General features: G+C 72.6%; 14 protein-coding genes and 1 pseudogene. 8 read left to right on the forward strand and 7 right to left on the reverse strand.

The features are described 5' to 3' along the window. Window positions 1-72 precede the first annotated feature (72 nt). Genes DK412_RS14180 through DK412_RS14205 form a run of 6 tightly spaced genes read left to right on the forward strand, consistent with a single transcriptional unit; the run spans window position 73 to window position 7,243 of the window. On the forward strand, window positions 73-2,109 hold the full coding sequence (locus DK412_RS14180; RefSeq protein ID WP_109972469.1) for a hydantoinase/oxoprolinase family protein: 2,037 nt from the start codon (window positions 73-75) through the stop codon (window positions 2,107-2,109). Next, complete coding sequence (locus DK412_RS14185; RefSeq protein WP_109972470.1) at window positions 2,106-3,797, forward strand: hydantoinase B/oxoprolinase family protein; 1,692 nt, start codon at window positions 2,106-2,108, stop codon at window positions 3,795-3,797. Before DK412_RS14180 ends, DK412_RS14185 begins: the two co-directional genes overlap by 4 nt. Continuing rightward, the gene (locus DK412_RS14190) at window positions 3,794-5,308 is read left to right on the forward strand and encodes a 6-hydroxynicotinate reductase (RefSeq protein ID WP_109972471.1); all 1,515 of its coding nucleotides are present in this window, start codon (window positions 3,794-3,796) and stop codon (window positions 5,306-5,308) included. Before DK412_RS14185 ends, DK412_RS14190 begins: the two co-directional genes overlap by 4 nt. Beyond that, window positions 5,305-5,772 carry a MarR family transcriptional regulator gene (locus DK412_RS14195; RefSeq protein ID WP_109972472.1) on the forward strand — a complete coding sequence of 156 codons (468 nt, stop codon included), beginning with the start codon at window positions 5,305-5,307 and terminating at the stop codon, window positions 5,770-5,772. The genes DK412_RS14190 and DK412_RS14195 overlap by 4 nt, the downstream gene beginning before the upstream one ends. A 5-nt stretch (window positions 5,773-5,777) precedes the next feature. Further along, window positions 5,778-6,668, forward strand: a complete 891-nt coding sequence (locus DK412_RS14200; protein WP_109972473.1) for a UPF0280 family protein — start codon at window positions 5,778-5,780, stop codon at window positions 6,666-6,668. After that, window positions 6,665-7,243 (forward strand): amino acid synthesis family protein, encoded by a 579-nt coding sequence (locus DK412_RS14205; protein ID WP_109972474.1) that lies wholly within the window; start codon window positions 6,665-6,667, stop codon window positions 7,241-7,243. Before DK412_RS14200 ends, DK412_RS14205 begins: the two co-directional genes overlap by 4 nt. A gap of 252 nt (window positions 7,244-7,495) precedes the next feature. Here DK412_RS14205 and DK412_RS14210 read toward each other — a convergent pair whose 3' ends face one another. From DK412_RS14210 to DK412_RS14240, 7 genes are all read right to left on the reverse strand, one after another. Beyond that, a complete protein-coding gene (locus DK412_RS14210; protein ID WP_109972475.1) occupies window positions 7,496-8,884 on the reverse strand; it encodes a GGDEF domain-containing protein in 1,389 nt (462 codons plus the stop codon). A gap of 417 nt (window positions 8,885-9,301) precedes the next feature. Continuing rightward, window positions 9,302-10,231 carry an AEC family transporter gene (locus DK412_RS14215; RefSeq protein ID WP_109972476.1) on the reverse strand — a complete coding sequence of 310 codons (930 nt, stop codon included), beginning with the start codon at window positions 10,229-10,231 and terminating at the stop codon, window positions 9,302-9,304. Window positions 10,232-10,352: 121 nt separating this feature from the next. Continuing rightward, on the reverse strand, window positions 10,353-10,760 hold the full coding sequence (locus tag DK412_RS14220) for an invasion associated locus B family protein (protein ID WP_162596201.1): 408 nt from the start codon (window positions 10,758-10,760) through the stop codon (window positions 10,353-10,355). After that, window positions 10,757-11,011: a hypothetical protein gene (locus tag DK412_RS14225; protein ID WP_109972478.1), complete on the reverse strand. Its 255-nt coding sequence runs from the start codon at window positions 11,009-11,011 to the stop codon at window positions 10,757-10,759. Before DK412_RS14225 ends, DK412_RS14220 begins: the two co-directional genes overlap by 4 nt. An 11-nt stretch (window positions 11,012-11,022) precedes the next feature. After that, window positions 11,023-12,090: a YadA-like family protein gene (locus DK412_RS14230; RefSeq protein ID WP_109972479.1), complete on the reverse strand. Its 1,068-nt coding sequence runs from the start codon at window positions 12,088-12,090 to the stop codon at window positions 11,023-11,025. A gap of 17 nt (window positions 12,091-12,107) precedes the next feature. After that, entirely contained in the window at window positions 12,108-15,422 is a 3,315-nt protein-coding gene (locus tag DK412_RS14235; protein WP_109972480.1) for a hypothetical protein, read from the reverse strand. A 31-nt stretch (window positions 15,423-15,453) separates the two neighbouring features. Then, window positions 15,454-17,070 (reverse strand): hypothetical protein, encoded by a 1,617-nt coding sequence (locus DK412_RS14240; protein WP_162596202.1) that lies wholly within the window; start codon window positions 17,068-17,070, stop codon window positions 15,454-15,456. Window positions 17,071-17,553: 483 nt separating this feature from the next. Here DK412_RS14240 and DK412_RS14245 point away from each other — a divergent pair. Then, a pseudogene (locus DK412_RS14245) lies at window positions 17,554-17,807 on the forward strand (hypothetical protein). Window positions 17,808-18,013: 206 nt separating this feature from the next. Further along, window positions 18,014-18,289, forward strand: coding sequence for an adenylosuccinate synthase (locus DK412_RS14250; protein WP_109972482.1), 276 nt, complete (start codon window positions 18,014-18,016; stop codon window positions 18,287-18,289). The last annotated feature ends 348 nt before the right edge of the window (window positions 18,290-18,637 follow it).

Here is an 18,637-nt window from a genome sequence, read left to right on the forward strand (position 1 = left end):
GGAGCCAAGACAAGCCGACCATGGGACCCTGGCCCCATCCAACTGTTCGTAGGCGAATGATCGAGGTGTGACGTGAGACGCGTGGCAGGCATCGATGTCGGCGGCACCTTCACCGACCTTCTCCTGACGGAGGCGGATCAATCGGGCGTGCGCGTGCGCCTCGCCAAGGTACCGACGACCGTCCGCAACCAGGCCGAGGGCGTGCTGGCGGCGATTGCCGCCGCGGAGGTGGCGCCGGCCGACCTCGACCTCGTCATCCACGGCACCACCGCCACCACCAACGCGGTGCTGGAGCGCAAGACCGCCAAGGTCGGGCTCATCACCACGCAAGGGTTTCGCGACGTCCTCGAACTGGGGCGGCGCACGCGGCCCAAGCCCTACGGCCTGTTCGGCACCTTCGAGCCGTTGATCCCGCGCGAATGGCGCCGCGAGGTGCCGGAGCGCGTCATGGCCGATGGCGCGGTGCGCACGCCCCTCGACGAGGCGGCGGTAGCGGAAGCCGTGCGCGCCCTGCTGGCGGAGGGCTGCGAGGCCCTGGTGATCCACTTCCTGCACGCCTACGCCAACCCGGAGCACGAGCTGCGCGCCGGCGCCATCGCCCGCGAAATCTGGCCCAACGCCTACGTCACCCTCGGCCACGCCCTTCTCTCCGAGTTCCGCGAGTACGAGCGCGGCACCACCGCCTCGGTCAACGCGGCCGTGCAGCCGATCCTCGACCGCTATGTCCGTCGCCTCCAGGACGACCTGCGCGCCAAGGGCTTTGCCCGCGACCTGCTGGTGATGAACGGCAACGGCGGCACCGTGCCGGCCGGGCTCGTCGTCGAGGCGGCGGCCAAGACCGTGATGTCGGGCCCGGCCTCGGGCGTGATGGCGGCCGCCGCCACCCTCGCCCAGTCTGGGCTCGCCAACGCCATCACCTACGACATGGGCGGCACCTCGACCGACGTGGCGCTGATCGCCGGCGGCGTGCCTGAGGTCTCGGCGGAACTGACGATCGATTACGGGTTGCCGATCCACCTGCCGATGGTCGACGTGCACACGGTGGGCGCCGGCGGCGGCTCGATCGCCTCCGTCAACCGCGCCGGGATGCTCCAGGTCGGGCCCGAGAGCGCCGGCTCCGAGCCCGGCCCGATCGGCTACGGCCGCGGCGGCACGCGCCCGACCATCACCGACGCCAACCTGGTGCTCGGCCGGCTCGATCCGGCCCGGCTCACCGCCGTGCGGGCGGGCGTCTCGCTCGACACGATTCGGGCGGCCTTCGCCCGCGACCTCGCCGAGCCGCTCGGCATGAGCGTCGAGGAGGCCGCCGAGGCGGTGATCCGGCTCGGCACCATCCACATGACGGGCGCCATCCGCATGGTGTCGCTGTCGCGCGGCTACGATCCGCGCGACTTCGTGCTCTTCGCCTTCGGCGGCGCCGGCCCGCTCCACGCCGTGGCGCTCGCCCGCGAGCTCGGCATCCCGGAGGTGCTGGTGCCGGCCCGCCCCGGCCTCACCAACGCGCTCGGCTGCCTCGTCGCGGACCTCCGCCAGGACCGGGTGCGCACCCTCAACCGGCCCCTCGACGGGCTCGACATGGCGGATCTGCGCACCGTGCTGGAGGAGCAGGCGGCGGACGCGCTGGCGATGGTGGCCGAGGAGCAGGCCGAGATCGAGGAGACCACGGTCACCTACGGCGCCGACATGCAGTTCCGCGGCCAGACCCACCTGATCCGCGTCGCCCTGCCCTCTCCCGGGATCGACCGCGCGACGCTGCAGGAGCTGTTCGAGGCGGCCTATTTCCGCCGCTTCCAGGTCCGGCTGCCGGAGATCCGGGCGGTGGTGGTCAACCTCGTCACCTCGGTGATCGGGCGGCGCAAGCCCTTCCCGCTCGCGGCGCTGATCGACGAGGCCGGCCGCAGCGATCTCGCGGGCGCCCGCCTCGGCACGCGGCCGGTCTATGCCGGCGGCGCCTGGCACGAGGCGGCGATCTATTCCCGCGAGGCGCTGCCGCTCGGCGCCGAGATTTCTGGGCCCGCCGTCATCCAGCAGCTGGACGCGACCACGGTGGTCGAGCCCGGCGCCGTGGCGCGGGTCGACGCCATCGGCAACCTGAGGATTCGCGCATGAGCACCCTCGACGCTCTCACGCTCGCGGTGATCCAGGCCGGGTTGCAGCAGGTCTGCAACGAGATGGATATCGCCTTCTCGCGCTCGGCCTTCTCGCCGGTGATCGCCGAGGCCGACGACCGCTCGGACGGCATCTACGACCGCGACACCGGCGCGCTGATCTCGCAGGGCGAGTACGGCCTGCCGGTCTTCGTCGGCACGATGCAGTACTCGACCGGCGAGCTGATCCGGCTGATCCGCGAGGGTCGGGTCGGGGCCCCTGAGCCCGGCGACATCTACATCGTCAACGATCCCTATCTCGGCGGCACGCACCTGATGGACGTGCGGTTCGTCAAGCCCGTCTTCGTCGAGGATCAACTCTTCTGCTGGCTCCAGAATACCGGCCACTGGCCCGATATCGGCGGCATGGTGCCGGGCGGCTTCTCGGCCCACGCGACGGAGGTCGAGCAGGAGGGCCTGCGGCTGCCGCCGGTCAAGCTGTTCAAGCGCGGCACGATGGATCCGGAGATCTTTTCCATCATCGCCTCGAACATCCGCGTCGCCGACCAGCGCATCGGCGACATCAAGGCGCAAGCCGCCGCCCTGATGGTCGGCGAGAGCCGGCTGGCCGACCTTCTCACGAAGTACGGGCGCGACACCCTGGATGCCGCGATCAAGGAGATCCGCGCCCGCTCGGCCGAGCGGATGCGGGCCGAGATCCGCCGGATCCCGGACGGCACCTACACCTCGGAGGCCTTCGTCGATTCCGACGGCGTGGTGAACGAGCCCCTGCGCATCGCCCTCACGATGACCAAGGCCGGCGACGGCCTCACCTTCGACTTCTCGGGCTCGTCCCCGCCCTGCCGCGGCCCGATGAACTCGGTGGTGGCGACGACCTATTCGTCGGTCTACCTCGCGGTGAAGCACGTCTTCCCGGACGTGCCGATCAATGCCGGCACCTTCGAGCCGCTGACGATCACGAAGCCCGAGGGCACGTTCCTCGACGCGCGCTACCCGCGCCCCGTCTCGGGCTGCGCCGCGGAGGTGAGCCAGCGCATCGCCGAGGCCGTGTTCCTCGCCCTCGTCCAGGCGATCCCCGACAAGGTGACGGCGGCACCCGCCGGCACCTCGGGCAACTTCGCGCTCGGCGGCTTCGATCCGGCGAAGAACGCGCCCTACGTGATGTACCAGATCACCGGCGGCGGCTACGGTGGGAACATTGCCCATGACGGGCTCTCCAACGGCTGCTCGACCATCGGCATCTCGAAGACCGCGCCGGTCGAGGTGATGGAGCAGTACTATCCCGTCCTCTTCCGCCGCTTCGCGCTTCGCGAGGGATCGGGCGGCGCCGGCGCGCATCGCGGGGGGTTCGGCGTCCATTACGAGGTCGAGCTGCTGCGCGGCGAGGCCCGGGCCTCCTTCGTCATGGATCACGGCCGCTTCGGGCCGCCGGGAGTTCTGGGTGGCGGCGACGGCGCGCCGAACGTGGTGCGGATCCACCGGAACGGCGAAACGATCACGCCGCTCCACCTGTCGAAGGACCAGAACATCGCGATCCAGGCCGGCGACCGGGTCGAGGTGATGACGCCCGGCGGCGGCGGCTACGGCGCGCCCGCGAGCCGCGACCCCGCGCTCGTCGCCCGCGACCTGCGCCGGGGCTACTATCGGGCCGACGAGACGAAAGACCTGTGGGGGAGCAGCCAGTCATGAGCGCCGACAGCCTCTCCACGGAAGCCCGCTCGAAAAAGTTCGGGGCGGCCGAGGCCGACGGCATCGTTCGCTGCGATGCCTGCCCGGTCCTGTGCCGGATCCGGCCCGGCCGCTCCGGCGCCTGCTCGCGCTACGCCAACGAGGACGGGCACCTGGTGCGCACCGACCCGGTCGTGCTGCTGCACGACGCGGCGGAGGCCGGCCAGAAGCTCGTCCCGTTCGGGGCGGCGGAATGGGACGGGCGGGTGCTCGATCCCTCGCGCACCTTCGTCACCGGCATCGGCGCCGGCACCACCTATCCGGACTACAAGCCCGCCCCCTTCATCGTGGCGAGCGAGCATGAGGGCGTCGAGACCGTCACGGTCGTGACCGAGGGCATCTTCAGCTATTGCGGCGTGAAGGTGAAGATCGACACCGACCGCCATCTCGGCCCGGAGCGCGCAGGCGTGCGCGTCAACGGCGAGGAGGTCGGCCACGTCACCACCGCCGAGTACGGCTCGCAGATGCTGTCGGTCGGGGGCGTGCGCCACCTCACCGGCGGCTCGAAGAAGGAGGGCAATGTCACCTGCGACACGCTGCTCCGCCTCTGCTCGGGCGACGCCGTCACCATGACGATCGACGGCGGCCACGAGGTCGTGGTCCAGGCCGGCCACGCCCCGATCGTCGACGGCACGCCGGAGCAACGCATGCGCGTCGGCTGCGGCTCGGCGACCGTCGGTATCTTCGCCCGGCAATGGCTCGGCCACGCCGACGAGGTGATCGTCGTCGACGACCACATCACCGGGGTGCTCACCGAGCACCAGGCCGGGAAGGTGCTGGGCATGCGCCCCGCCGGGATCCGGGTGAAGGGGCGGCGCTCGACGCCGGGGCGCTACTTCCAGGTCGCCAATCCGGGGGTGGGCTGGGGCGGCACCGACATCGCCGACCCGCTCGGCATCATCCAGGCGATCGACCCCGCCACCGCCTGGCCGGGCTTGCGCCTCCTCATGACCTCGACCACCGGGGAGCACGCCCTCTGGCTCGTCCTCGACGACGATCTGAAGCCCGTACCGGCCGAGATGCCGGCCCCGGTGCGCGGGGTGGTCGACCGGATCGGCGAGAATTGCGAGCCCTCGCTCTGCACCGTCCTGTTCATGGCCGGGGCCGGCGGGTCCTTGCGGGCCGGGGTCACCGAGAACCCGGTGCTGCTGACCCGCTCGGTCGCCGCCGGCGAGACGAAGGTCACGATGGGCGGCGCCCCGGTCACGGTCTGGCCCGGCGGCGGCATCACGGTGATGGCCGACGTGACGCGGCTGCCGAAGAACGCCTTCGGCTCGGTGCCGACGCCGGCGATCGTGGCGCCGATCGAGTTCACCCTGCCGCGGGACCTCTACGCGCGCCTCGGTGGGCACGACGGCGACGTGGTGACGATGACGGACGTGCTGCGCGAGGTCGGGCCCGCCGCCCGGATCGATCCGTGGCATCCCGGCCATCCCTGGCCGGCGGGGGAAGTCGCAGGAGGGTCGGCATGAACGCACCCCACCCGCGCAAGGCGCCGCCCGAGGTCGACGCCGAGGCGGTCCGCGCCTACCGGGTCGAGGAGCAGATCGGCTACCTGATCCGGCGGGCGCACCAGCGCGCCTCCGCGATCTTCGAGACGGTGATGCGGGATTTCTCCGTCACGCCGGTGCAGTTCGCCGTGATGACGAAGCTGCACGACCTCGGCGCGACCTCGCAGAACCAGGTCGGACGCCTCGTCGGAGTCGATCCCGCGACGATGTTCGGCGTCGCCCGTCGCCTCACGACGCGCGGCCTGGTGCGGCCGACCGCCGACGAGGCGGATGCCCGGCTGGTGCTGCTCACCCTGACCGCCGAGGGGATCGCGGTGATCGAGGCGATGAAGAGCCGCGGCGCCGAGGTGACCGCTCGCACCCTCGAACCCCTCGCGCCCGAGGAGGCGGCCACGCTCGTCCGCCTCCTCGCCCGGCTCGGCTGACGCGGATGGACGGCCCGGCGCACCAGGTCCTGGCGGATGGCCGGCTGCATCTGCAGCACGGGCCGATCGATCTGGTGTTGCGCGCCTACGGGGCCGAGGCCGCCGTGGACGAGGCGCACCGGGCGGCTTTCGCGCGCTTCGCGACGATTCTCGGGGAACTCGTCGCCGAGCTGCCCGAGCTGCGCAAGCCGATCAGCGAACGCCCCCGGGTGGAGGGCGCGGTCGCCCGCCGGATGGTGGCGGCGTGCCGGCCGCATCGCGCGTTCATCACCCCGATGGCCGCGGTGGCGGGCGCGGTGGCCGACGAGATCCTCGACGCGATGGGCGAGGCCGCCCCCCTCGACAAGGCCTTCGTCAACGACGGCGGCGACATCGCCCTGTACCTGACCGAGGGCGAGACCCTGTCGGTCGGCGTCGCGGCGGATTTCTCCCGCGGCCCGGTGCCGGCCATGAACGGCCGGGTGACCCTGCGCCACCGGGACGGCATCGGCGGCATCGCCACCTCGGGGCGGCAGGGCCGCTCCTTCTCCCTCGGGCTGGCCGATTCGGTGACCGTGCTCGCGCGGAACGCCGCCGCGGCCGACGCCGCCGCGACGCTGATCGCCAACGCGGTCGACCTGCCCGGGCATCCGGGCGTCGAGCGCGTGGCCGCCACCGACCTCGACCCGGATTCCGACCTCGGCGAGCGCCTCGTCACCGTGGCGGTGCCGGCTCTCTCGGACCATGAGATCGAGGCCGCCCTCGAGGCCGGGCGGCGCCGGGCAACGGCGATGCGCGCCGCCGGCCTGATCCGCTCCGCCGCCCTGATGCTCCAGGGCCGCTCCGTCGTTCTCGACGACACACATATTCTCGAAGACACGTCACTTTTCGAAAAGACCCGGGAGATCCGCCCATGATCGAGGTCCGCAAGATCGTCGTCACCGTCGAGGAGGTCCGCCACGACGGCGGCCCCGTGCTCGCGACCCCGATCCTCAAGGGCTCGGTCGCCTGCCTCGTGAAGAACCCCTTCGCAGGGCGCTACGAGCCCGAGATCACGCCGATGATGGACGCGTTGAAGCCGCTCGGCGTCGAATGCGCCCGCAAGCTCCTCGACGCGCTCGGCGGCGATCCCGGCCGGATCGAGGCCTACGGCAAGGGCTCGCTGGTGGGGGCCGCCGGCGAACTGGAGCACGGGGCTTTGTGGCACGTGCCCGGCGGCTACGCGATGCGCGAGCTGCTCGGCCAGGCGCTCGCCATCGTGCCGTCGATGACCAAGGTCGGGCCGATGGGCGCCGCCCTCGACGTGCCGATCCACCACAAGGACGCCGCCTATGTCCGCTCGCATTTCGACGGCGTCACGGTGGCGGTGGCGGACGGGCCGCGCGCCGACGAGATCCTGTTCGCCCTCGCGATGACTACCGGCGGACGACCGCATGCCCGGGTCGGAGGCCTGGCGAAGGACGCGATCGCGAAGTGGGACGGGCAGCGGTGATGGGAAGATTCTTCACGACGTCCGGAATAAAACCAACCCCCTTTCCGGACGACTGAAGCGACAGCGGAAGGAGATCCGGGAACCAGGGGAGACGTGCCGCGAAGCGGCTCCTTATGCTGCACCGTTGCAGAGGAGCGGACGCTTCGCGACTGCTTGCGCTGGATCCCGGATCTCCTTCCGCTGACGTTGCAGTCGTCCGGGAAAAGGGGTGGGAGTCAGAAACGTGGCCGGCCTCGAACGAAGCGGCGTCCCTCACGCCGCCCCCCGCTCCGGCACCTCCACCTCCGGCCGCAGCCCGGCACTCGCCTCGACGCGGTTCCGCCCGTTGCGCTTGCAGCGGTAGAGCGCGGCATCGGCGCGGGCGACGAGGCTGTCGGTGCTCTCGCCCGGCGCCAGGACGGCGACGCCGAAGGAGCAGGTGCGGGGGCCGACCTCCGGCAGGGACGTGGCCTCGACGCGCAGACGCAGGCGCTCGGCGATGGCGGTGGCGGTGGTCAGATCGGTGGCCGGGCAGAGCAGCATGAATTCCTCGCCGCCCCAGCGGCCGAGGATGTCGCTGGGCCGCACCGCGTCGCGCAGGAGCGCCGCGAAGGCGACCAGCACCTGGTCGCCGATCGTGTGGCCGTAGCGGTCGTTGACTGCCTTGAAGTTGTCGACGTCGCCGAGGATCAGCGCCAGCGGGGTGCCGCTCGCGCCCGCCCGCTCCGCCGCCGCGGCCAGGGCCTCGTCGAGCTTGCGCCGGTTGAACAGGCCGGTGAGCAGGTCGGTATGGGCCAGGGTCTCGAGGTCGCGGGTGCGCTCGGCGATCCGGTCCTGCAACGTCGCGTTCATCTCGCGCAGGTCGCGCATCAGGGCGGCGTTCTCCTCGAAGGAGGAGCGCAGCCGGTCGCGCATGGTGTTAAGGGCGGAGGCCAGGGCGTGCAGCTCGTTGCGGCCGCCGGCCTCGATCGTGAGCGGCGGTGCCGCCAGGGTGTCGGCATCGATCCGGGCGAGGTAGTCGCGGATCTGCCCCAGTGGCCGGCCGACCATGGTGCGGATCACCAGATAGAAGATGAACCACAGCATCACCGACTTGATCGCCGAGTTGATCAGGATCACGTAGAGCGTGTTCTTGACCTGCTCGATCGCGATGCTGTCGTCGGAATGGACGGTCCAGGAGCCGATCGGATAGCGGCGGCCGTTCCCGTCGATGTGGACGATCGGGAAGGTGCGGCTGAACGGGGTGCCGAAGCTGCGGGCGACCGATGGCGCCGCCTCCTGGCCGCCGATGTGCCAGATCCGCCCGGACGCATCGGTGACGGTGCCGATCGCCTGGACGCGCCCGCCCGCCTCGTCGAGTACCTCGACCCCGACGACGGCCGGGATCTCGCGCATGCCGGTCAGGATGCCGCGCAGCACCTCGCCGTTGTAGCGCCACATGGCATCCTCGATGCCGGGACTGAAGGTGCGCTGGAGCGCCGCCACGTCGTCCTGCAGGCGCTGGCTGGCGGCCCGGTAGGCGACGAGCATCTGCAGGGCGGTGAGGCCGACCGCCACCACGACGTAGCAGCCGAAGATCACCCGCATCAGCCGGCCCGCGAGCGCCCGGTCGCGCGCCGGCGGCCCGGCGGCGAAGAAGCGGCGGAGACGAGAAACCGCCATGCCCTACGCGTGGCTCCGGACGCGCCAAGCCCTGACCGGGAAGACGGACGAAGCGGCCGTGCTCAGCCCAAGTCGGCAGCCCCCCGTTCTCATGGTACGCTCCGCCCTGCCTGCTCGGGTCGATTGTGTTAGACTCGGGGTCAACATTCAAGATTCGATTAAGCGCCGACCACGCAGCATCGTCGTCGTAAATTCCGAAACCATCTCCGCGCAACGGGGCGACTCCGCTGCGGCATGAACGGATTCCGGACCGCGGGCGCCGCCTCGATCTCGCCGCGTCCGAGACGAACGCGCGATCCGTCTCGCGTCAATCCCGCGGACGCGCTGCCGGCTCAAGCGATTGGTTCGCGATCCCGATCCGTTCGATGGTGCGGCCTTGCCTGCGCGGACCTGACGACCATCATCGATCGCGCCGTATCAGGCGAGCCAGGCGACGAGCAGCGACACGGTGACCACCGAGGCGACGTGCGAGAGCAGGATCGCCCCCGAGGTCACGCCGGCCTCGAGCCCGTAGAGCTTGGCCAGCGTGAACGGCCCGGAACCGATCGGCAGGGCGCTGAGCAGTACCGCCGCCCGCGCCCACAGGTCGGGCACCGCGAAGACCTTGTAGACGAGGAGGGCCGTCACCGCCGGCTGCAGCACCAGCTTGAGGACGACGAGCGCCGCCATCGGCCGGATGTCGGAGAGCACCACCCGCTCCTGCGCCAGGAACAGCCCGATGCAGACGAGGGCGCAGGGCGAGGCCGCGCCGCCGAGGAGCGCGGTGAAGCGTTCGACCGGGCCGGGCACGGAGAGGCCGGTGAGCCCGATCGTGAGGCCGGCGAGCGGCGCGATCAGAAGCGGGTTGCGCAGGAGCGCCAGCGCCACCTTGCGGGCGGTGCCGGATCCCGCCCCCTTCTGGAGGTCGAGCTCGATCAGCACGATCGCGAACAGGAACAGCACGCAGGCGGTGAACAAGGTCGTGATCACCGCCGCCGGCAGGCTCGCGGGCCCGAACACCAGCAGGCAGAGCGGGATGCCCATGAAGCCGACATTGCTGTAGCCGGCATCCAGCCCCTCGATGCAGGCCTGGGCGCTGCGCAAGGAGCGCCCGCGCCCGAGCCCGTAGGCCACCGCGAAGGCCGCCGCGATGCCGCCCGCGAAGGCCGCCGCGAACCCGACCTGGGCGACCTGGTCCGGCGTGATCTTCGCCATCGCGCCGAACATCAGCGCCGGCAGGGCGAGGTAGATCGCGAAGCGGTTCAGGCTGTCGGCGGCGGCCGGCCCGAACAGGGCGGTGCGGCCGGACAGGAAGCCCGCCAGGATCAGCGCGAAGATGGGGAGGGCGGCGTTGAGGACGGCCTGCATCGGGAAAGCGCCGGAACCGGGCGAGGCGCCGGCGGACCCGCTTTGGTGCAGCCTGGGCCGTGGCGCAAGGGTGGGAGTCCCGCGCCCCGGCGGGCCGGGGCCGCGCCGGGGACCGGGTGCGTCAGCGGATGCTGCCGATGGCCGCCCCGAGCCCGTCGAGGGAGGCGGCGATCGCCACCGGATCGCCCCCCTCCCGCACGCGGTAGCGGATGGTCACCCCGGCGCGGGCCTTGATCTGGCGCACGAGCGCGGCGTCGAGGGGCAGGAAGCCGACGCAGAGGGCGGCGTCGCAGTTCGGCAGACGGATCACCGTCTCCTGGCCGGCGACGTCGAGCGTGACGGTGCGGGCCGGAAAGCCGGAGACCGGGGCGCGCAGGACGAACACCGGCTCGCCGCCCTTCGTCGCGGCGAGCGACCAGCTGAAGGCGAGCCCGCCCGCGGCGGTGACGATCGATTGCGAGGCGTTGCAGATGCGCCGCCGCTTCTCCTCGTCGCAGATCAGCGTCCAGCCGCCGAAGGTCTCGATCACCCGCCGCACCCGGGCCTGGCCGGCGCACCGGCGACCGGCTTGATCGCGAAGGCGGGAGGCTGCTCGACGGCTCGCTCGGCCGGCGCGACGGACCCGGTCGCCGCCGGCACCTCCTCCGGCCTTTCGCCGAGACTGCCGCGCAGCTGCGCCGCCGCCGGCCCCGGGGCGAGCAGCAGGAGGGCCGCGACGAGGGCGGCCGGGCCGCTGGAGCGGCCCGGCTTCCGTCCGATCCGGGTGCCGGCGCGACGCAAGCTCCCGCGCCTCAGTTCAGCGTGAAGCTCGCGCCGGCGCCGACGCCGAAGTCGCGGCCGGCAGCCACGCCCGTGGCGTTCACCCGCGCCCAGCCGTCCGGCAGGGTGTAGCCGAGGCCGAAGGAGGCCGCGCCCTCGCCGCGCCAGACCCCGCCGCCCGCCGCGACGCTGAGCTTGCCGGGCCGGTCGTCGAAGCGCAGGGCCGCCGCCGCGAGGCCGATCGCCGCCGCGCGCCGGGCCTCGCCGCGCACCTCGCCGACCTGGCGGTTCAGGTCCGCGAGCTGGCTGCCGAAGGCGGTCATCTGGCGCTGGAGCGGCGCCACCGCGGTATCGGTATAGGCGTTGGCCGCGGCCGAGGCGGCGGCGACGCTGCGGTCGGTATAGGCGTTGGCGTCCGCCCGCGCCTGCGCGGCGGCCTGGGTCACCTGACCGAGATTCGCCGCGTCGTTCGGCAGGAGGCCGCCGGCGACGTTGCGGATCAGCACCGGCTGGTTCGGGTCGCCGCCCGCCAGCGTCATCGACTGGCCGCGCCCGCCGGTCGCCGGATCGACGTCGTAGCGCGCGCCGAAGGTGTCGACGGCGCCGAGGGCCGCGCCGACGCTGGCATAGGTCTGCCCGCCGATCGCATAGGACGGCGCCGTGAGGGTGCCGTCGGCGGAATAACCCGCCCCGCCGCCCAGCGCCCCGGCGAAGCCGCGGCCGACCGCCCGCAGCTGCCGGAGGTTGACCGCGTCGGTGTCCTGCGTGCCGCCGGCGACGTTGGTGATCTGCCGCTCGGCGCCGGCATCGCCGACGGAGACGGCGCCCTGGTTCGAGGCGACCGCGACGCCGGAGAACGCCTCGGTGGCGCCGTTCAGGCCGGCCCGGCTCGCTACCGCGCCGGCGCCGAGCGCCACGCCGCGGCCGGCGCCCGCGACGGCGCCCGGGCCGATCGCCACCGTGTCGGCGCCCTTGGCCTGGGCGGCCGGCCCAGTGCTGTTGACCGCGACGTAGCGGCTGCCGCTGGTGTTGAGGCTGGTCACCGCCGCGTCGAGGCTGCCGAGCGCACCGCCGACCGAGTCGTAGGTGCCGCCCTGCACCGTGAAGCGCGGCAGGGTCAGCGTCCGTCGGCGGCGACCCCCGCCCCGCCCCCGAGGGCAGTGGCGAGAGAGGCGGTGACGCCGTAGATCTGGCCGCCATTGACGCCCTCCTGGCTGCCGGCGGCGATCCGGCCGGCGCCGATCCCGGTGAGCGTGCGGGCCGCACCGGCGCGGTCGGCGAAGGCGACCGTGGTGCCGTCGGTGCCGGCGCCGACGGTGAGGCCGCGGGAGGCCGGGTCCTGCCGGACGAGGCCGAGCGTGCCCTGCTGGATCGCCGTGTCGAGCGTCGCGACCTGCTGGTTGGTCTGGTAGAGCTGGCCGCCATTGACGGCCTCGGTCGAGCCGGCAGCAAGGCGGCCGGCGGCGACGCCGGTGACGGTCCGTGCGTCGCCCGCGACGTTGACGAGGCTGAGGCTGGTGCCGCCGGTCATGGCGGCGATGCTGAGGGCCCCGGTCGCCTGATCCTGCCGCAGCAGCCCGATCGTGCCGGCGGCGATCCCGCCGCTCAAAGACGCAACCTGCTGGTTGGTGGCGGAGAGCTGGCCGCCGTTGACCGCGTCGGTCGAGCCGGCGGCGAGCCGCCCCGCCGCCACGCCGCGCACGGCGACCGGGCTCGATCCGCCCCTGGCGAGATCGACCGTCCCGGTCGGGTTGCCCGCCGCATCCGCCACGTACTGCACCGCGAGATTGTTCGTCGCCGCGAGCGCGCCGCCGACATCGGCGTAGCTGCGCCCGCCGACGCTGTAGCTCGGGGCGGTGAAGGCGCCGGTGACCGGATCGTAGGCTACGCCACCGCCGAGGCCCGTGGCGAGGGCGCTGCCGGAGAGGCGCAGCTGCCCGAGGGTCGCAGCATCGCTGTCGAGGAGGCCCGCCGAGAGGCCGGCGAGGCGGCGGGTGCCTTGGGTGCCGGTGAGGTCGACCAGCGTGCCGTCGGTGGACTTGCCGACCGTGAGGGTGCGGCTCGCCGGATCCTGCTGCACCAGGCCGACCACGCCGTTGGCGAGGCCGGTGCTCAGGCTGGACAGGCCGTTGGCATTGGCCGCGATGTCGGTCGCGTTGCGCGCGACCTGCTGGTTGGTGGCGGAGAGTTGGCTGCCGTTGACGGCCTCGGTCGAGCCCGCCGCCAGCCGCCCGGGGGCGACGCCGGTGACGGTCCGCGCATCGCCCGAGGCGTTGACGAGGCTGAGGCTGGTGCCGCCGGTCGTGGCCGCGATGCTGAGCGCCCCGGTCGCCTGATCCTGCCGCAGCAGCCCGATCGTGCCGGCGGCGATCCCGCCGCTCAAACCCGCGACCTGCTGGTTGGTCGAGAACAGCTGGTCGCCGTTCACCGCGTCGGTCGAGCCGGCGGCAAGCCGCCCCGCCGCCACGCCGCGCAAAGCCACCGGGCTCGTTCCGCCCCTGGCGAGATCGACCGCGCCGGTCGGGTTGCCCACCGCATCCGCCACGTACTGCACCGCCAGATTGTTCGTCGCCGCGAGCGCGCCGCCGACATTGCCGTAGCTGCGCCCGCCGACGCTGTAGCTCGGTGCCGTGAAGGCGCCGGTGACCGGATCGTAGGCCGCCCCGCCGCCGAGGCCGGTGGTGAGGGCGCTGCCGGAAAGGCGCAGCTGCCCGAGGGTCGCGGCGTCGCTGTCGAGGAGGCCCGCCGAGAGGCCGGCGAGGCGGCGGGTGCCTTGGGTACCGGCGAGGTCGACGAGCGTGCCGTCGGTGGTTTTTCCCACCGTGAGGGTGCGGCTCGCCGCGTCCTGCTGGACGAGGCCGACCGTGCCGGCCTGCACGCCCTGGCGCAGGTCGCCGAGACCGGCCGTATTCGCCGCGAGGGCGGCGGTGTTGCCGGCGACGCGCTGGTTGGTGTCGTAGAGCTGGGCGCCGGTCACCGCGTCGGTCGAGGTCGCCGCGAGGGTGCCGGCCCCGAGCCCGGTGAGGAGGCGCACGTCGCCGGCGCCGTTGCGCAGGGAGACGCGGGTGCCCGGCGTCGCGGCGCCGACCGTGATGTCGCCGCTCGCCGGATCCTGCCGGACGAGGCCGATCGTGCCGGCGGCCACCGCAGTCTGGAAGGCGGAGCCGGCCGCGCCATTGCTGTCGACGCGCTGGCTCAGGTCGTAGAGTTGGGTGCCGTTCACGGCGTCGCGGGAGCCCGATGCGACCCGGCCGGGGGCGACGCCGGTGAGCGTACGGGCCGCGCCGGCGCCGTTCGTGAGGTCGACGAGCACGCCGTCGGTCCCGGCGCCGACCGTGAGCGCGCGGCTCGCCGGATCCTGCCGGACGAGGCCGATGCTGCCGGTCACGACGCCCTGGCGCAGGTCGGCGAGACCGCCGGCAGTCGCCGCGAGGCCGGCCGCATTGCCGGCGACCTGCTGGTTGGTCTGGTAGAGCTGGTCGCCGTTGATCGCGTCGGTCGAGCCGGCGGCGAGTCGCCCCGCCGCGACGCCGCGCAGGGCCACCGGGCTCGTTCCGCCCTTGGCGAGATCGACCGTCCCGGTCGGGTTGCCCGCCGCATCCGCCACGTACTGCACCGCCAGATTGTTCGTCGCCGCGAGCGCGCCGCCGACATCGGCGTAGCTGCGCCCGCCGACGCTGTAGCTCGGCGCCGTGAAGGCGCCGGTGACCGGATCGTAGGCCGCCCCGCCGCCGAGGCCGGTGGTGAAGGCGCTGCCGGAGAGGCGCAGTTGCCCGACCGTCGCAGCATCGCTGTCGAGGAGGCCCGCCGAGAGGCCGGCGAGGCGGCGGGTGCCTTGCGTGCCGGCGAGGTCGACGAGCGTGCCGTCGGTGCTCTTGCCGACCGTGAGGGTGCGGCTCGTCGCGTCCTGCTGGACGAGGCCGACCGTCCCGTCGGCGAGGCCGGTGCTCAGGCTGGACAGGCCGGCGGTGTTGCCCGCCACCTGCTGGTTCGTCGCATAGAGCTGGCCGCCGTTGACCGCGTCGGTCGAGCCGGCGGCGAGCCGCCCGGCGCTGACGCCGCGGAGCGCCACCGGGCTCGTTCCGCCCTTGGCGAGATCGACGGTGCCGGTCGGGCTGCCCGCGGCATCCGGCACGTACTGCACCGCGAGGTTGTTGGACGCCGCGAGGGCCGAACCCACATCGCCGTAGCTGCGCCCGCCGACGCCGTAGCTCGGCGCCGTGAAGGCGCCGGTGACGGGATCGTAGGCCGCCCCGCCGCCGAGGGCGGTGCCGGTGGCGCGCAGCTGCCGGAAGGCCACCGCGTCGTTGTCGCGGAGGCCGGAGGCGAGGCCGGTGAGGCGGCGGTCGCCCTGCGTACCGGTGACATCGACGAGGGTGCCGTCGGTGGACTTGCCGACCGTGAGGGTGCGGCTCGTCGGATCCTGCTGCACCAGGCCGACCGTGCGTCGGCAAGGCCGGTCGTCAGGCTGGACAGGCCGGCGGTGTTGCCCTGCACCCGCTGGTTCGTCGCGTAGAGCTGCCCGCCGTTGACCGCATCGGTCGAGGCGGCGGCGGTGATGTCGCCGGGCGCGACGTTGTGCAGCCCGACCGGGCGGCCCCCGTCGCGCCGACGAGGGTGACGTCGTTCGAGGGCACGGCCGGGTTGGCGGTGGTGGGGCTCGCGGCGGTGGAATAGCGCAACGGCATCTGCGACAGGGCGACGGCGCCGCTGTCGACCGTGGCCGGGGCGAGCCCGGTGATCGACACGGCGGCGCCGACCGCGCCGCCGCGGGTCAGGTCGATGCCGGGCAGCCGGGTGCCGCTCCCGTCGCGGTCGTAGCGGAGCGCGAAGGTGTCGATCGCCTGGACGGCCTCCGTCGCCTTGGCGTAGGGGACGCCGCCATAGCCGAAGCTCGGCGCGGCGTAGGCGCCGGTCGCGGCATCGAAGCCGCCCCCGAGCGAGCCCGCCAGGCTGTCGCCGACCATGCGCAGCTGGCGCAGATTCACCGCGTCGGTCGCCCGCGTGGCGCCGGCGACGTTGGTGATCTGGCGCTCGGCGCCCGCCGCGCCCACCGAGAACTCGGCGTTGCCCGCGCCCAGCGCGACGCCGGAAAAGACCTCGTTCGCCGAGATCGCGCCGCGCAGGGCCGAGGAGCCGGCGCCGATCGCGACCGAGCGGGTGTTGGCCGCGGAGGCGCCGCTGCCGAGCGCGACGGCGTTGGCGCTCGTCGCCTTCGCCTGGCTGCCGAGCGCCAGCGCGCCGCCGCCGGACGCGGCGGAATTGTCGCCGATCGCGACGTTGCTCGCGGACGAGCCGGTGCCCGAGCCGTCGTTGCCGGCCTCGCCCGCGGCCGAGAGGCGGCCGATCGCGATTCCGTCGGGGCCATAGGCGCTGGCGACGAAGCCCTGGGCGAAGGAATAGGGGCCGATCGCATAGGATTGCCGGCCCAGAGCGACCGCGACGTCGCCCTTCGTGAGGTTGTTCGTGCCGAGCGCCATGGACGAGCGGCCCACGGCCTTGTTGTTGGAACCGATCGCGACGCTGTACGACCCATCGGCCTCGTTGTAGGAGCCGACGGCGGTCGAATTGAAGTAGTGGACCCCGTCCGAACTCAGGAAGGTCCCGGCGGAGTTCCTGTAGCCGACTGCGACTCCGCCACCCCTGCCGACCAGCGACTGCTTTCCGACCGCGGTGCCCGAGGGCGGTGTCGCATCGCCCGGAAGGATGCCGTTTCGCGCCGAACTGACCGGGTTGCTCATGGAGTCGAAGGCGTTCGGATCGCTCCCGACACCCGGGATGGCGACGCCGTTGGCGTCGCGGAAGTTGAGGTAGCCTTGGTCGTTGCTCGACGATTGCGCGTTCGTCCCGGAGCCGATTGCCACCGCCCCGCCGCCGGGAGCGTTCGCGCTGTACCCGCCCGCGAAGGACTCGGCGCCGCCGGCCGACGCTTTCGGGCCGACCGCCGTGGCGTTGTTGGTGCCCGCCGACGCGTTGTCGCCCGCGACGTAGGAACTTGTCTGCGCCTGGGCCCCGGTCGCAAGAGCGACGCCGAGACCGACCGTCAGGGCCGTCGTCGCCAGAAGTTCGCGGCGCAGCAACGGGCTCGGACGACCATACGCACTGAACATGGCGACAGATAGCCTCCAGAACGTGCGGTGATCAGACTTCGCGCTCAGAAGAGCGAAGCAGAGCCGTCACGAGCCCTTGCACATCGATGCTGCATGTCTGCAACCCTGGATCCCCGGCCCCGCTCGTGTCCGGGATCCACTCGGTCGCGCGACGGCTCTTGTTATCGCAGGGGCATTGAACAATCTGTTAAGGCTAACCTTTAGTTGGCAATCGGATCGGGCGCGGTCGGGCCCGCGGGCGGGGGATCGCCGCGCTCGGGCAACATTTTCCGGTCGCGCCAGTCCATCCTGCATACCCGGACGACTTGATCCGCGCCGCCCCGGCCGCGACGAGAGTGCGGTGGAGCCGGGCCGGCCGATGGTCTAGAACGAAAAAAGAACAGGCGGGCCGGCGGCTTACGGTCGCGCTTGAGGCCGGATTCGGGGTCGCGGGACGGCGACGGGAGAGACGGGATGGCGATGCGGACGACCTTCATGGTGCAGACGTTCGAGGTGCACCGGAAGCGGTTGCGGCCGGGCGCGCGGGACGTCGCGCCGACGGAGAGCGGGGCGCTCAAGCGCGCCGAGGCGATCGCCGGCCGGATGCCGGGGGCGGCGGCCCTGCGGATCGTGGCGGACGACGAGACCGGCGAACTCGAGAGCGTGACGATCCTCGGCACCTTCGGCGAGATCCCGAGGATTTCGCCGAGCAGATCAGCGGCGGCTGACGCCCTCTTCCGCGCGGACGGCGCGGCACGATCGAAGACGACGCGGCATCACCGGAGCATCACCCGCGCGAGCACAGTCGGGCGATGCTCAGCAGACTTGCGTTGGCGGGCGAACGCTTCGTCCGCTTAGGCTTTTGTTTCAGCAGATTTTCGTCGCAAAGCCGGCACCCCTTTCGCGAAATCTGCTTGGCAACGAGGAGAGGACCATGGCCTTCAAGGCGAAATCCGCGGCCGAGACCAAGGCGGCAGAACTGGCCGCGATCCTGATCCGGATCGCGGACCGGGACGGCGCGCCGGTTCAGGTCGGCGTCGATGAACTCCGGCGCGCGAGCCCGCGCCTGACGCCGCTGGCGATCGGGCAGATGTTCCGCCGCCACCGCGACGACCTGGAGGCGGCCCTGTCGGAGCGCGGCTATACGCTCGTCGACTACGCCGATCAGGGGCCCGGGCGCGGGATGGAGTTCGAGATCGGCCCGGCCTGACCGCGCCTCATGCGCCGGACGCATGGCACCCCGCGCGAGACACCGGATTGTGCACTGCGGAAAAGCATGGGATACATGACTCACGCAAGGACGCGATGGCGTCGCGGACTTGCCAGCCCTCTTGGGCGTTTCCTCCCTAGACTTCGGGCCGCTCGCAAGAGTGGCCTTTTTTCTTTTCGGGCCCTTGCTTTTTGTCATCTCTTGACGAAGCCGGACGAAACGCCTGCCTTTGCTTCGGCGACATGGCTTAGGCCGTCTCGACCGACCGGCTTCCGGCCCGCCCCGGACCCGACCCGCTCCCACCGCCGCGCGTCCCCTTTCGGCGAACGCGCCCTAGATCCGGCTTCG

The organism is Methylobacterium sp. 17Sr1-1 (genome assembly GCF_003173775.1).
GTDB lineage: Bacteria > Pseudomonadota > Alphaproteobacteria > Rhizobiales > Beijerinckiaceae > Methylobacterium.

What these genes read in the sequence shown, in the direction of transcription:
- DK412_RS14185 (WP_109972470.1), top strand. Translation starts at nt 2,106, where the DNA reads ATGAGCACCCTCGACGCTCTCACGCTCGCGGTGATCCAGGCCGGGTTG.
- DK412_RS14190 (WP_109972471.1), top strand. Translation starts at nt 3,794, where the DNA reads ATGAGCGCCGACAGCCTCTCCACGGAAGCCCGCTCGAAAAAGTTCGGG.
- DK412_RS14195 (WP_109972472.1), top strand. Translation starts at nt 5,305, where the DNA reads ATGAACGCACCCCACCCGCGCAAGGCGCCGCCCGAGGTCGACGCCGAG.
- DK412_RS14200 (WP_109972473.1), top strand. Translation starts at nt 5,778, where the DNA reads ATGGACGGCCCGGCGCACCAGGTCCTGGCGGATGGCCGGCTGCATCTG.
- DK412_RS14205 (WP_109972474.1), top strand. Translation starts at nt 6,665, where the DNA reads ATGATCGAGGTCCGCAAGATCGTCGTCACCGTCGAGGAGGTCCGCCAC.
- DK412_RS14210 (WP_109972475.1), bottom strand. Translation starts at nt 8,884, where the DNA reads ATGGCGGTTTCTCGTCTCCGCCGCTTCTTCGCCGCCGGGCCGCCGGCG.
- DK412_RS14215 (WP_109972476.1), bottom strand. Translation starts at nt 10,231, where the DNA reads ATGCAGGCCGTCCTCAACGCCGCCCTCCCCATCTTCGCGCTGATCCTG.
- DK412_RS14250 (WP_109972482.1), top strand. Translation starts at nt 18,014, where the DNA reads ATGGCCTTCAAGGCGAAATCCGCGGCCGAGACCAAGGCGGCAGAACTG.